This window comes from Ruminococcus sp. 1001136sp1_2201st1_G3_2201SCRN_220225 (genome assembly GCF_040924365.1).
GTDB classification, from domain to species: Bacteria; Bacillota; Clostridia; order Lachnospirales; family Lachnospiraceae; genus Blautia_A; species Blautia_A faecis.
In genome coordinates, this window is sequence record NZ_JBCOME010000015.1 from 29,340 (window position 1) to 41,977 (window position 12,638).

Annotated in this window: 17 protein-coding genes; 12 read left to right on the plus strand and 5 right to left on the minus strand. The window is 39.8% G+C overall.

Features of this window, described 5'->3' with window-relative positions:
- Nucleotides 1–150 precede the first annotated feature (150 nt).
- Together AB5642_RS06930 and AB5642_RS06935 are read left to right on the plus strand one after the other, a co-directional pair.
- Nucleotides 151–465, plus strand: a complete 315-nt coding sequence (locus tag AB5642_RS06930; RefSeq protein WP_173719098.1) for a helix-turn-helix domain-containing protein — start codon at nt 151–153, stop codon at nt 463–465.
- A gap of 265 nt (nt 466–730) precedes the next feature.
- Nucleotides 731–1,171: a hypothetical protein gene (locus tag AB5642_RS06935; RefSeq protein WP_226815833.1), complete on the plus strand. Its 441-nt coding sequence runs from the start codon at nt 731–733 to the stop codon at nt 1,169–1,171.
- 119 nt (nt 1,172–1,290) lie between these two features.
- On the opposite strand, the gene AB5642_RS06940 is transcribed toward AB5642_RS06935, so the two are convergent.
- The 5 genes from AB5642_RS06940 to AB5642_RS06960 all read right to left on the minus strand — a co-directional run bounded on the left by AB5642_RS06940 (nt 1,291) and on the right by AB5642_RS06960 (nt 6,117).
- Nucleotides 1,291–2,322 (minus strand): HAMP domain-containing sensor histidine kinase, encoded by a 1,032-nt coding sequence (locus AB5642_RS06940; RefSeq protein WP_173719097.1) that lies wholly within the window; start codon nt 2,320–2,322, stop codon nt 1,291–1,293.
- A complete protein-coding gene (locus AB5642_RS06945) occupies nt 2,319–2,996 on the minus strand; it encodes a response regulator transcription factor (RefSeq protein ID WP_023922618.1) in 678 nt (225 codons plus the stop codon). The genes AB5642_RS06940 and AB5642_RS06945 overlap by 4 nt, the downstream gene beginning before the upstream one ends.
- Nucleotides 2,997–3,015: 19 nt before the next feature.
- On the minus strand, nt 3,016–5,088 hold the full coding sequence (locus AB5642_RS06950; RefSeq protein ID WP_173719096.1) for an ABC transporter permease: 2,073 nt from the start codon (nt 5,086–5,088) through the stop codon (nt 3,016–3,018).
- Nucleotides 5,078–5,845 (minus strand): ABC transporter ATP-binding protein, encoded by a 768-nt coding sequence (locus AB5642_RS06955; RefSeq protein ID WP_173719095.1) that lies wholly within the window; start codon nt 5,843–5,845, stop codon nt 5,078–5,080. Before AB5642_RS06955 ends, AB5642_RS06950 begins: the two co-directional genes overlap by 11 nt.
- 110 nt (nt 5,846–5,955) lie before the next feature.
- Entirely contained in the window at nt 5,956–6,117 is a 162-nt protein-coding gene (locus AB5642_RS06960) for a hypothetical protein (RefSeq protein WP_173719094.1), read from the minus strand.
- 175 nt (nt 6,118–6,292) lie between these two features.
- Between AB5642_RS06960 and AB5642_RS06965 the strand changes: the two genes are divergently transcribed.
- The 10 genes from AB5642_RS06965 to AB5642_RS07010 all read left to right on the plus strand — a co-directional run bounded on the left by AB5642_RS06965 (nt 6,293) and on the right by AB5642_RS07010 (nt 12,625).
- Entirely contained in the window at nt 6,293–6,502 is a 210-nt protein-coding gene (locus tag AB5642_RS06965) for a DUF6219 family protein (protein WP_148462673.1), read from the plus strand.
- Nucleotides 6,503–6,505: 3 nt separating this feature from the next.
- Nucleotides 6,506–6,961, plus strand: coding sequence for a thioredoxin-dependent thiol peroxidase (gene bcp / locus AB5642_RS06970; protein ID WP_148462672.1), 456 nt, complete (start codon nt 6,506–6,508; stop codon nt 6,959–6,961).
- Nucleotides 6,961–7,713 (plus strand): peroxide stress protein YaaA, encoded by a 753-nt coding sequence (gene yaaA / locus AB5642_RS06975; protein WP_173719093.1) that lies wholly within the window; start codon nt 6,961–6,963, stop codon nt 7,711–7,713. The genes bcp and yaaA overlap by 1 nt, the downstream gene beginning before the upstream one ends.
- 385 nt (nt 7,714–8,098) lie before the next feature.
- Nucleotides 8,099–9,049, plus strand: a complete 951-nt coding sequence (locus tag AB5642_RS06980; RefSeq protein WP_173719092.1) for a helix-turn-helix domain-containing protein — start codon at nt 8,099–8,101, stop codon at nt 9,047–9,049.
- A 327-nt stretch (nt 9,050–9,376) separates the two neighbouring features.
- Nucleotides 9,377–9,772, plus strand: coding sequence for an RNA polymerase sigma factor (locus tag AB5642_RS06985; RefSeq protein ID WP_202017111.1), 396 nt, complete (start codon nt 9,377–9,379; stop codon nt 9,770–9,772).
- On the plus strand, nt 9,769–10,941 hold the full coding sequence (locus AB5642_RS06990) for a hypothetical protein (protein ID WP_173719091.1): 1,173 nt from the start codon (nt 9,769–9,771) through the stop codon (nt 10,939–10,941). The genes AB5642_RS06985 and AB5642_RS06990 overlap by 4 nt, the downstream gene beginning before the upstream one ends.
- Nucleotides 10,942–11,095: 154 nt before the next feature.
- Nucleotides 11,096–11,530, plus strand: a complete 435-nt coding sequence (locus AB5642_RS06995; RefSeq protein WP_227199063.1) for a transposon-encoded TnpW family protein — start codon at nt 11,096–11,098, stop codon at nt 11,528–11,530.
- 76 nt (nt 11,531–11,606) lie between these two features.
- Complete coding sequence (locus AB5642_RS07000; protein WP_117854480.1) at nt 11,607–11,939, plus strand: DUF3784 domain-containing protein; 333 nt, start codon at nt 11,607–11,609, stop codon at nt 11,937–11,939.
- A gap of 44 nt (nt 11,940–11,983) precedes the next feature.
- Nucleotides 11,984–12,370 carry a hypothetical protein gene (locus tag AB5642_RS07005; protein ID WP_227199062.1) on the plus strand — a complete coding sequence of 129 codons (387 nt, stop codon included), beginning with the start codon at nt 11,984–11,986 and terminating at the stop codon, nt 12,368–12,370.
- 63 nt (nt 12,371–12,433) lie between these two features.
- The gene (locus AB5642_RS07010) at nt 12,434–12,625 is read left to right on the plus strand and encodes a DUF6019 family protein (RefSeq protein ID WP_173719090.1); all 192 of its coding nucleotides are present in this window, start codon (nt 12,434–12,436) and stop codon (nt 12,623–12,625) included.
- Nucleotides 12,626–12,638: the final 13 nt, after the last annotated feature.

Below are 12,638 nucleotides of genomic sequence, written 5' to 3' on the forward strand. Positions count from 1 at the left end.
AAAGAGTCGTAAAAAACCGGAAGTTAAGATATATAAAATATCAATACTTGTTCTAAAGAACTAGCACATCTTCTGTAGATTCTGTATCTTTTGATTATCCATCAGTATACTAATTTTAGAGCGAATTATCGTTCTGAAGGAGGTGTTACGATGGATTTAAAAGCGGTTGGTCAGCGAATCAAGGCTGCAAGAGAGGCAAAAAATCTTACACAGGAAGAACTGGCAGCGCTGGTAAATTTAAGTACAACACATGTCAGTGTGATAGAGAGAGGACTAAAAGTAACAAAATTTGATACCTTTGTAGCGATAGCCAATGCACTTGATATATCGGCAGATGCACTGCTGATTGATGTCGTGACACATTCTGTCACAGGTGTTACCAATGAATTGTCTGAAATGATAGAAAAATTACCAAAGAACGAACAGAAAAGAATTTTAAATGCAGTCAGAGCTTTTGTAGGCTAATAGAATTAACTGCAAAATTGAAGGGCATAAAGCTCTTCTTTTTTTTATGGATTCATTTGTAAAACATGTCTTTTTTCGCAATCAAAACCATGATATTATAGTTCTAAAGAACTATATATAATTCTTAAAAATAGATATAGGCAAAATGCAGGATTTGAAGATGTTAATCTGTCTGTGCAGAAAGAACGAAAGAAAGTAACACTTAAAAGAGACAAATCGGTATTGAAAGAAGTAACAGATTATGCAGTAGGACAGTTAGAAGGGAATGAATGGAAATATGAAGAGAAGTATCATTGCAGTGATCTCAGGAGCAGTGATCTTGATAATTGCGGCAAAAAGTATTTATATGAAATCTGAATCCGGTCATAAGAAAGGTGAACCGGATGTAGTTGGAACATTTTCCATAAATCGTGATGAAAATATAACTGTGGTCGCTAACCGGGAAAATATTGAAGATAGAGAAGCGTTTGCAAGAGAACTATTGCAGATGTACAAGGATGATTCTTTTCATTCGACAAAATTCTCAACAGACCATGGATATGCGACGAGCCTTGATATGTACATTTATTTATGGAAAGAGGATATTGAAGAAGGAGAGTCGGTAATGACAGCCGAATATAGGCCTATAGAATACGGAAAGGACTATGACGTTGTCAATAATCCTGATAAATTTCAACTATATATAGATGGAGAAGAGATTGAGTAAGAATTTCCTGTGGGCAAACCTTTTATCATATTTTTTAAAGAAAGATTAAAGAATAACAATACAAGCCTTTGGATAGCTGACACCACGCTGCCCGCAGGAGAAAATCTGCGGGCGTTTTTCTATTTATATGATTTTCCATTAAATCTCAATTTTGGAAAGAAGATGACTATCTTAAAGCCCTTTCCCCATTGGGAAGCAGCTTCCAGACGAAGGTTTAGATCGTCAGCCATCTTCTTAACCAGGTAAAGCCCTATACCGGTGGCTTTCTTTCTGCTGTCAGTAAAATCCCCGGTAAAGCCCTTCTGAAAAATATACGGCAGATCATATTTTTTTACACCGATGCCGTTATCCTCAACTGAAAGGACATCTGCGGTCTCCGAATGTATCATAGAGATCGTTAGCATGGGACTATCGCTGCTATATTTTATGGCATTGCTCACGATCTGTCCCAACATAAACTGAAGCCCTCTACGGTCTGTATAGACTGTTTCAGATTGCAGTTTATTGAGAATTACAAACTGCTTTTCTTCCAGAAGTGGGGCATAGTCCTCCAGAACTTCCCCCAAGCAGTCATTCAAATTGATATCCTCAAACTGATAATCCTTTGTACTGCTCTTTAACCGGGCATAGTATAACATTTGAGTGACATCCTCCTGAAGCTGACTGCGGACATAATCCAGCTTTGCTTGCAGGGGAGGAGATATTTCGTCGCTCCGATTATCCAGGAGCATAGTCAACAGCGATAGGGGCGTTTTCGCTTCATGTGCCCAGCCCTCCACATATTCTTCATAGTCCTGTAGGGCATCTGCCATACTGTTACTCTCAGTTTTGTGTTCCTGTAAAACGGATGCCAGAAGCTGGATAGATTCTCCTTCTTCCCGGCTGATGGCACTGAGCAGCCGTTCCCTGTTGCAGATGGTAGGATCACTGAGGAAATCCCGGAACAGCTCTCGGCGGGTGGTCTCCCGCTTGTTTAGCACAAACAGGATCGCTGAAAACAGAAGGATGCTTGTCAGAACCACTAACCCAATCAAGGTCTGAAATGCCTGAATGTCAGAAATCCAAAGAATGATAGAACAAAAGCAATCCACACCCAGCAGCAACAGCAGCCAAGGGTAGTACCGTTCTATTATGCGCCAAAACTGCTTCATGGAGATACCTCCGCTTCCAAACGATAGCCCATCCCACGAACCGCAACGATTCGTTGCTTCATCTCCAGACCGGACATCGTCTTTTTCAACCGGGTCAGGTTAACCTGCAAGGCATTTTCGTCTATGTATTCTGTGGTTCCCCATAGTGCTAAGCAAAGCTGCTCCGTCGTGACCAGAGCATCACCACTGGCCAAAAGAGCAACCAACAGTTTTCCCTGATTTTTGGGAAGCACCACAGAGGTGTTATGAATATAAAGTGTGTAAGTCTGCTGGTCCAACAGGAAATCCAATCCCTCTATGAGGTTGGTACGGCCTTCATACCTTTTGAGAATATTGGATACCCTGGCAAGAAGCCGGTCTTTTCTGCACGGCTTCGTCAAATATTCATCTGCACCCAACTGGAACGCTTGCAGTTCATCCTTTACCTGGTCTCTGGAAGTCAGCACCAGGACGGGGATAGCGGTTTTATTCTTTAGCTCCTGGCAGATTTGAAAGCCACTGATTTCCGGCAAATTCAGGTCTAAGATCACAAGGTCAGGACGGAGGGCTGCCAAGAGCCGAGCGGCATCTTCAAACTCGGTGATTGCCTCCACAAGATACCCGTCCTTTTGGAGCATATTGCAGAGCTCTTCCCGCATATAGACTTCATCTTCCACAACAGCAATTCTTTTCACGACAGCACCTCCTTCCAAATTATTCTTCTCTCTGTGGCTGCATCAGTGTCAGCAAATACCGATCACTGGAGCGCTTGACCACACTCATATAAACACATTCTATCACACAAAGTAGCAAAATCATAGCAGCAGATACAGGTAGCATTTCAGACACTGTCCCACGGGTTCGTGACGAGAGTATCCCTGTAAACAACGCTCTGACTCCAAACAGACTGCTGACAGCTGCAACCAATACAGGAAGTCCCATAAACCACGAAATCTGCTTTCTGGCGGACTGGCAAAGGCTTTCGTAAGTGGCTCCCAAGCGGATCAGGGTCTGGTATCTACGCCCGGTTTTCTGCTGGCTCATCAGGAACTGAACACCCACAATGGTGTTGGCAACCACCAGGAACACAATCGCCAGATAGAGGGTAATATAGATGGATGCTACGGTGTAGAAAAGCTGGCGGCCCATATTCTGAAGATAGCTTTCATATTCAAGGCCAGTTTCGTTCAGCTTCTCGCTCAAATTTAAATATGCAGTCATAAGGCTATTTCCTTCCATAGCCTGCTTACTGAGTACCGCATTCACATACGTATCATACATTCCTTGGGTATGATAGAGGAAGGCTTCATCTGGAAGAATCAATGCAAAGGACAAAGTAATAGAACGGTCCGCGACCAAATTCACAGACTGAACCTCTCCTGTAAGATGAATCGGACTGCCAACCAGTTCCGTTTCAGGATGTTCAGTAAGTATGCCGTTCAGCATTGCGGTGCGATTTACAGTAGTGAAGTCGGAACCTATATAAACAGCGGCTTCATCCTCACTTAATTTAATGACAGGTTTGCCGGACAATTCCAGTAAACGATTATAGTCTGACAGACAAATTAGATACGGATCTGTGGCATAACCAAGAGTGTTCAAAAGGACATCCCGATCTTCCGACTGGGGCAGGCTCCGAAGAGATTCCATAACAGCATCCATGCTGTAGGCATTCTCGTAATCTTCTGTGGTGCGAATATGCCCAACCTTCATTTCAAAAAGCTCAGAAAACTGATTTTCCAAACCGTTTTCGTTCAGGGTTTTCTGTATATTCAAAAGAACCTGCGCCGAATCTTCAACGGTATAATCTTCAAAGGTATAGTCAATTACATGGTCGGTGGATAGATTGTTTGTCCCTGCGATTCCTAAGCCTGCACCAAAGCAACACAGTGCTGCAAGAATCAGCAGAGAGCTGATAGCCATAGAGCTTGACTGATGAATGACATTCTCCTGAATCTGGCGGAAAGTAAATACATGAAGCTGCTTTTTTCCTTTGCCTTTTTTAACAATCAGAGCAATCAGTGCCCGCATTCCGTAGAACAGCAACATCGTACCAGCCGAACCTAACAGTAAAGTCAGTCCCATCATACTTACCTTTGTCCATGCAATTCCTTGAATTGCCATGTAATAAGCCGTTGCCAACATCACACTTGCACATACAGCAGCCAGCCCATAGAAAATAGAAGGCATTTGCTTTTTGGGACGGTTCGCTGGCTGGGATAGCAAAGTACCGATCTCCTGGCGGCTGATCCGTCCACTCAAAATCAGAAGTGCCGTCAGCTTAATTGCCAGAAATCCTGCCAACGTCCATTCAATCGCAGACCAAGATAAAGAAAACTGATGACCGATGATTCCCATGCCTACTAGCTTGGCGATGACAAGACTGACAATTTCTGAAAGCACCACAGCCACAGGTAAACCTATGAGCATGGCAAGAATACTAGTCAGGCAATCTTCCGCCAGAAGCATACCAAACAGTTTATTTCTACGCATCCCCAACATTAGATAAACACCAAACTCATGCCGTCTGCGCTCGAACTGATACTTGCAGGCAAAATAGATCAAAAAGAAAAGAATACCCAAGGTCATTCCGTAAAACACAGGAATCAGAAGCAAGAGCCTGTTCACGGCATCGCTCTCCATCTTCTGCAAAAAGATCATAACATCCTGAGTAGAGATGGAAAGAATCATGTAAAAGGCAACAATAGAAATCACCAGGGAGCTGAAAAACAGACCGTTTTCCTTTCGGCTGCGACGGCTGTTCCGAAGAATGAGATTAGAGAACATTTGCGCCGCCCCCTCCCATTTGCGCCATCACTTTTAGGATGCGCCCGTAGAACTCCTGCTGGGATTCGTCTCCACGTCGTAGCTCATGAAAGATCACGCCATCCTGGATGAACAGGATGCGCTTACAGAAGCTGGCGGCATTGGAATCATGGGTTACCATCAGGATCGTAGCTTGTTCGTAATGATTCAGGTCGGACAGCTTCTCCATAAGACTTCTTGCGTTCTTAGAATCCAGCGCACCCGTCGGCTCATCGGCAAGAATCATTTGAGGATGCAAGATCAGAGCCCTTGCTGCCGCAACACGCTGACGTTGACCGCCGGACATCTTGGACGGAAACTTATCCAGAACATCAGTGATTTCCAGATAGTTAGTCAACTGCTTCAGCCTCTGGCTGCTTTCTGCTTCGGATACCCCATGCAAGGAAGTCGGAAGCAGGATGTTTTCTCTGCCAGTCAGGTTGTCCAGCAATTCAAAGTTCTGAAATAGATAACCAACTTTTTTGCTACGGTACTCTGCAAGAGTCTTTCCCTTGAGCGATTGCAAAGTATCCCCATCCACCTGAATGCGTCCGCCTGTGGGCTGAATCACAGTTGCAATACAGTTGAGAAGCGTGGATTTACCGGAACCGCTGCTTCCCATAATACCGAGAAACTCTCCCGGCATGACCTGAAAAGTGATTCCGTTCAGGGCTCTCGTCTGGTTTGGCAAAGTCCCATAGACTTTGGTAAGATTTTCAATATTCAAAATTGGGTTCATATGAATACCTCCTATCCATTTTTAAGTAAATGATAGCACAGAAACACAATATATAACACTTACAGTCGCTGTAAGAATTCTGTTCCTGTTTTCAGAACAAGAATGACGCATCAAGGGGGGAGAAGTATATGTTTTGTAAGAACATCGGATGGCAATGAAAAAATATGCCGGCCTGCATGGATGGCATCCTCGGCAATCAGAAGCTCTGTCAGCTTATCCATCGCTTTCCGGTAAGCCTGCTCTGTACCGCTGGCGGTGCTTCCCTCAAACATAACCGCCAGTTCTGATATGATACCCTCAAGTAGGTTTTTATATTTTTATGCCCTACTTGAGGGTATCATATCAGATATTCTGAAAAATTTTATAGGAAGGATCTATTATAAAATTGACATAGGAATGCGGTAGAGTATAATTACAATTGAATACACTGAAAAATGGAGGAATCACATGAAAGCACACAAATATTGGTCGTTAGGAGCATTTATTACCATGATTGGAACTGTTTATACAGGATATAAAGGCTTAAAATCAAGTCACAAATATTTTGCACTAAGCTCTCTGCTTTGTATGATAATGTCTATCTATACAGGACACAAAATGATTTCTGGCAGTAAAAAAACAAGAAAGAAAGCGGAAGCTACAGAAACGGAGGATTAAAAAATGTTGGAAACAGGAACAAAAGCCCCTGATTTTGAACTGCCGGATCAGAACGGAAACATGCATAAATTAAGTGATTATGCCGGAAAGAAAGTAATTTTATATTTTTACCCGAAAGATAATACAGCTGGCTGTACGAAACAGGCATGTGGCTTTTCAGATCGGTATCCTCAGTTTACAGAAAAAGGAGCTGTTATCCTTGGTGTTAGTAAGGATTCAGTAGCTTCTCATAAGAGATTTGAAGAAAAATACGGACTGGCATTTACCTTATTGGCAGATCCGGAGCGCAAAGTGATTGAGGCATATGACGTTTGGAAAGAAAAGAAGAATTATGGAAAAGTCTCTATGGGAGTAGTAAGGACGACCTATCTGATTGATGAGCATGGAATTATCATAAAGGCAAATGATAAAGTGAAAGCAGCAGATGATCCTGAAAATATGCTGAAGGAATTGGCGTGATGAAGATTATATTATCACCGGCAAAAAAGATGGTTACGGATACGGACAGCATAGCACCCGTAGGAATGCCGGATTTTCTTGATAAGACAACGAAGATACTGAGTTGGATGAAGAGCCTGGAAAAAGAGGAACTGAAAGCAATCTGGAAATGTAATGACAAGATTGCCAGGCAGAACTTTGACAGATTAGAAAATATGGATCTTTATCACATGCTTACTCCAGCTATTTTGTCTTATGAAGGAATTGCATTCCAGTATATGGCACCAGCAGTGTTTGAAGACGGACAGTTTGAGTATATCCAAAAGCATCTGAGAATTTTATCCGCATTTTATGGAAACTTAAAGCCACTGGACGGTGTGAAACCATATCGCCTGGAAATGCAGGCAAAGGTTACAATAGGAAATACCCGAAATTTATATGACTATTGGGGAGATCTGCTATATCAGTCCGTTATTGATGACAGCCGGATCATTATTAATCTGGCATCAAAAGAATATTCGAAATGCATAGAAAAATATCTGTCACCAAAAGATACGTATATAACGATTACATTTTGTGAATTATCCGGAGAAAAGCTGGTAACAAAAGGTACTTATGCAAAAATGGCCCGCGGCGAAATGGTCAGATTTATGGCAGAAAGAGGGATTGAAAATCCAGCTGATATACAAGAATTTAACAGACTGGGCTATAGGTTTAGAGAAGACTTGTCATCAGAGAAGGAATATATTTTTGAACGGTTGTCTGCACTGTAGTGTGGTATTGCATACTAATAAAACTACATAAAATCATAGCAGAATAATAAAACTGTAATCAGGCATTTTGAGAGAGGAAGCACTGATTGTTTTGAAAGAATACTTTGCTACTCACAAGAAAGGCTGATATACCTCCAGTTTGCAGAAAAAAATGCTGGACCGGAGAGTAAAAAATACGATAATTTATATAAATGGCCTATCATAAACCTAAAGCTGAAAAGAAGGATTGATAATTTTGAATGACCATAAAGCAACTTTTGATGTTGAAAGTAACTTTGAATATCGTAGACATACAATGTCTGGTTGAAAATTCGTGGATTCTCATTTTATGTCGTGGTAATTTTGTTACATATTGGTAAACTGTAAGTGGAAGAGAGGTAGAGACATGGACACAAAAAAGATCGGAGCTTTTTTAAAGCAATGTCGTAAGGAAAAGAATCTGACACAAGAGCAGCTTGCTGAGAAATTCAGAGTGTCTGCAAGAACAGTTTCCAGATGGGAAACAGGAACAAATATGCCAGATCTTAGCATACTTGTTGAGCTTGCTGAATATTACGATGTTGAAATGAGAGAGCTCCTGGATGGAGAAAGGAGCCAGGCTATGAATAAAGAGATGAGAGAAACTTTGGACAAAGTTGCAATGTATGAAGAATGGACAAAACGAAAAGCACTACAGGCTGGAAATCTTGCCTTTGCATCAATGTTTGTGATTGGTGTAATGGCAATTATTATTCAAATGTTATTGACAATAAATATTCGTTTTATTTTAGGAGAGACAGTAAGTGTTTTAGCCGGAGGAATCCTGTATGCAACTATTATGATATACAATGGAATATGGGATAAATGTTTGCCCCAAAATACTACTGTATGGAGGGATTTTCTTACCAGCGTATTATGTTCAGGAATTTTTGCTTTCCTCTATGGCGTATGCTTGTTAAGAATGGGAGCTACAGAAACACAGATAACACGATTAGCTTTTGAATTTTGGATCGGTATTACTATTGTCGCATTTATTATTCTTAGAATTCTGACATTTATCAATCGGAAAAAGAAACAAAATCCAACAAATACTCAAAATATAAAAGAAATTTCACCATTATCTAAGATGGAATATATCAAGATTTACAATGCACAAAATATAATAGAAACGGAACAACTCATGGAAATGTTAAGACAAAATGGAATAATGGCTTTTTCACAGGAGGCAAGTGCGAATGTTGCGATGCATGGGGCACCTGGCTTTGGAATATATGGAATGGATATATTCGTAAAAACTGATGATGCAGAAAATGCAGTAGAGCTGATTAAGGAGATTCGAAATCAAGAAAAGCAGTAGAAAATTGGTATTCTTGATAAAAAAAATTTGGATTCAGATGACAAAAAGAGAATGGCTAAAGCTGTTCTCTTTTTTCTATGCTATAATTCAAAAAAATATAAATTTTTTGAGACGCCCATCAAAAAAAGCCGACTTTATAATTGAGAACATTTTTGAGGAGGGGAATATCATAGACGATAAAAAAATCATAGAACTCTATTTTGAAAGAAACGAGCAGGCAATTAAGGAAACAGATATAAAATATGGAAAACTTTGTCATAAAATTGCCTATAATATCCTAAATAACCTCCAGGATTCGGAAGAGTGTGTGAATGACACATATTAGGAGTGTGGAACAAAATTCCACCTACAAGGCCGGATAACTTTAAGGCTTATATTTCCAAAATTGTCAGAAGTATTTCCATAGATAAATTTAGAAAACAAAAAGCTAAAAAACGATCCGCTGATATGGTTATGGCATTGGATGAACTTGCAGATATACTGCCAGATGAAAGGTATGCTCCGAGCAGGAATGACGAAGAGATTGGAAAATCAATCAGTATTTTTCTTAATAAACAAAAAGAAGTGGTCCGGAGAGTGTTTCTTCTAAAATATTTTTATTTTGAATCTAACATAGCTATTGCAGAGAGATGTGGTTTTACTGAACGCAAAGTAACACATATGCTGGCTCACACCAGAGCCCAATTAAAAGAATATCTGATCAAGGAGGAAATCTATCTATGAACATACCCAAAATTGCAGATGCCATTGGTTATATTGATAATGAGCTTATCACTGCTACACTGGAAGCACCGCCAAAGAAAAGGCATAATCCTGTAATGAAATGGATGACGGCTGCGGCTTGTCTTACCCTATTTGTAATCGCAGGTATTTTGATTCCGCATCTTTTAAAGAATGACGCAACAGCTGAAAGCAAATATAAATATCATGTTTCTAAAACAGAACGAGCCATAGAATGGCCATGGAAATACAAGACTGCAGCTGAAAAGTATCCTGCTATTAAGTTTAATGGAAAACAGTTTACCGTAAAAAGCCAGAATCCAATCCACACAGATGCACTAGGGGATGAGATTGGCTCCTGTATAGCAGAAGGCCTTGATCCTGATACCGAAAAAAAATATACGGAAACATTTGAGGTGCGGAAGATTCATGGAATATCAGAAGAACTGATGATTGCTGCAGGGAATGAAGACGGATTTTATGTTTATGCAGCTGATGAAAGCACTGCTCCAGATACTTTAGGGAAGTTGCTGGAACTGTATGGTCTTTCTCAAAATATAGAGTTAAACTACGTGACAAAATGTGAAAATTATGAGGAAAAAGAGGAACTTTTGCTGGATAATGATGATGAGATCTGGCAGATCCTTGCGGGCCGCAGTGATGCAAAACTTGATAATACAAGTGATTTCTTTGAAAGAGAGAACCGTATTTATCTCGCTTTCACTGCAACCTCGGAAACGCTGGGTGTTTATAACCGGGTGATCTACATTTCTGAAGACGGCTATTTCGCAACCAATATTTTAGACTATGAATACAGCTATTTCATTGGAAAAGAAGCAGCAGGACAAATCATCCGTTACGTACAAAAGCATTCCACGGAAACAAAATCCAGCAGCAGTGCGCCAACCATATCCGGAACTGTCACGGAAATTGGAAATGGATATATGATAGTTGATAATACAGCTTTATGTAGGAACCCCAAAGCCGGAAAAGAATATAAGGTATATACAGATGACATAAGGGTAAAAAGATGGAGTGAAAGTGGGGAGATCAAGACAGGAGATCTTGTAGCGGTTGAATATGAAGGGAAAATTTCCGGCAGCTGCAAGATAACGGGAGCATATTCCATATTTACAGGAACGCTTGAAAAAAATGATATTCTAACTCAGTAATAATAAAAACAGGAAAAGGAAGGATACTGGCTTGAATGCGAAACGAATTTATTTGATAAAGATTGCCCCGGTTGTTTTATTGGCAGGCACTGCTTACTGGCTCCTGGGTTCTGATTTCTTTACATTTTTAACCTAGTGGGAGATGCTGTTTCTGTTGGGACTGGTATTTATGCCGGTAACATCCAGGATGTTTCGAGGATTTGATGATAATGGCTGGATGTTTTCCAAGGTACTGGCGGTTGCGGTATGCGGATATGCGCAATGGCTGCTGGCTTGTCTGAAGATCACTCCATTTACAGGAATCACCTGTGTGATCCTCACGGTTATCTGCTGCCTTGGAAGTCTTTTATATGGAATCAAATATAAGAACAGGTTCCCGGATTCACTTCCCTGGAAACAGGCAGCTCTGGTCTACCGGGAAGAGATTCTTTTGATGAATACAAAAACAGAGGGGAACACATTTACAAAGAAAATCGGTCAGACGGTCTATGTTGTCCGTTATCATTTTAATGAAGATTCAAAGGAAACAATGCAGGAGAAGATTAACCGGATGCTGGTTACAGAAGTAAGCCGAATGGCAATGTATTAAAATTAGGTGGATGTAATTGAAGAAAAAATATGATATCCTATAAGTAACAAAACAGAATTTAAGGAGGAGTCTGTAAATGAAATTATCAGATTTAGCAACAGGTTCTGATTGGATAGTGTGGATTGTCTTTGTGATATTTGCCGTACTTTCTATTATTTTACTTTCTGGACACGGAAGCTGGTTCATTTCTGGATATAATACAGCTTCAAAAGAAGAAAAGGAAAAATATGATGAAAAGAAGTTATGCAGAACAATGGGAATTGGAATGTCTATTATAGCAATTCTTGCATTAACTATGGGCTTGTTTGAAAATATTTTACCTGCATTTTTTGTATATATTGCATTGGGAATTATTTTGGTTGATGTCGTGGTAATTATCATTTTAGGAAACACGCTATGTAGAAAGTAACAATTTCCAGCTTGTATGTAAAAAACAGAAAAAATCGAGAATATATGAATAAATTTTGGGGGGATTACCGAGAAAATAGTATGAAAAAATGCAAATATTGTGGCAAAAAACTAAATGACAATTTTGAATTTTGTAATAGTAATTGTGAAAATTGTTATGAAAAGATGGTGGATAAAGACAACCATAAAATTAAGTATTTTATATTAGGCATTATTTTGGGATTCTTAGTTATGTTTTATGGCATTATTTCTAACAATAATGTCTTCATAATAGGAATTGGAATTATAGTAATGGGTATAGATGTTGTTTTATTGCCATTTACAACTCCCGAAACAATATATTTTCTAGGATATCAAAAGTCAAAATTTGCAGGAAGAATATCAGGTATATTGCTCATAGTAGTTGGAGTATGGATGTGTTTTATTCAATGATAGATTCCAGCCTGCAAAATTGAAAATAAATTGAAAGTCACGAAATCGGAGGAGTTAATGATTATGTGGAATGAATTAGGCATAAGCGGAGGAACTGCAATTGTTATTTTGATTGCGCTGTATTTCGTTATCAAATGGGCAGTGAAAAATGGAATCAAAGAAGCCTACAGTGCCATCACTGGAAAGAAAACGGATGAAGATGTCAGAAACGAAAAAGAACTGAAAGAACTCGGATTTGAGTCAGAAGATAAATAAAAGTTTTCAGGAG

What these genes read in the sequence shown, in the direction of transcription:
- AB5642_RS06930 (WP_173719098.1), top strand. Translation starts at nt 151, where the DNA reads ATGGATTTAAAAGCGGTTGGTCAGCGAATCAAGGCTGCAAGAGAGGCA.
- AB5642_RS06935 (WP_226815833.1), top strand. Translation starts at nt 731, where the DNA reads ATGAATGGAAATATGAAGAGAAGTATCATTGCAGTGATCTCAGGAGCA.
- AB5642_RS06940 (WP_173719097.1), bottom strand. Translation starts at nt 2,322, where the DNA reads ATGAAGCAGTTTTGGCGCATAATAGAACGGTACTACCCTTGGCTGCTG.
- AB5642_RS06950 (WP_173719096.1), bottom strand. Translation starts at nt 5,088, where the DNA reads ATGTTCTCTAATCTCATTCTTCGGAACAGCCGTCGCAGCCGAAAGGAA.
- AB5642_RS06955 (WP_173719095.1), bottom strand. Translation starts at nt 5,845, where the DNA reads ATGAACCCAATTTTGAATATTGAAAATCTTACCAAAGTCTATGGGACT.
- AB5642_RS06960 (WP_173719094.1), bottom strand. Translation starts at nt 6,117, where the DNA reads ATGTTTGAGGGAAGCACCGCCAGCGGTACAGAGCAGGCTTACCGGAAA.
- AB5642_RS06965 (WP_148462673.1), top strand. Translation starts at nt 6,293, where the DNA reads ATGAAAGCACACAAATATTGGTCGTTAGGAGCATTTATTACCATGATT.
- bcp (WP_148462672.1), top strand. Translation starts at nt 6,506, where the DNA reads ATGTTGGAAACAGGAACAAAAGCCCCTGATTTTGAACTGCCGGATCAG.
- yaaA (WP_173719093.1), top strand. Translation starts at nt 6,961, where the DNA reads ATGAAGATTATATTATCACCGGCAAAAAAGATGGTTACGGATACGGAC.
- AB5642_RS06980 (WP_173719092.1), top strand. Translation starts at nt 8,099, where the DNA reads ATGGACACAAAAAAGATCGGAGCTTTTTTAAAGCAATGTCGTAAGGAA.
- AB5642_RS06990 (WP_173719091.1), top strand. Translation starts at nt 9,769, where the DNA reads ATGAACATACCCAAAATTGCAGATGCCATTGGTTATATTGATAATGAG.
- AB5642_RS07000 (WP_117854480.1), top strand. Translation starts at nt 11,607, where the DNA reads ATGAAATTATCAGATTTAGCAACAGGTTCTGATTGGATAGTGTGGATT.
- AB5642_RS07005 (WP_227199062.1), top strand. Translation starts at nt 11,984, where the DNA reads ATGAATAAATTTTGGGGGGATTACCGAGAAAATAGTATGAAAAAATGC.
- AB5642_RS07010 (WP_173719090.1), top strand. Translation starts at nt 12,434, where the DNA reads ATGTGGAATGAATTAGGCATAAGCGGAGGAACTGCAATTGTTATTTTG.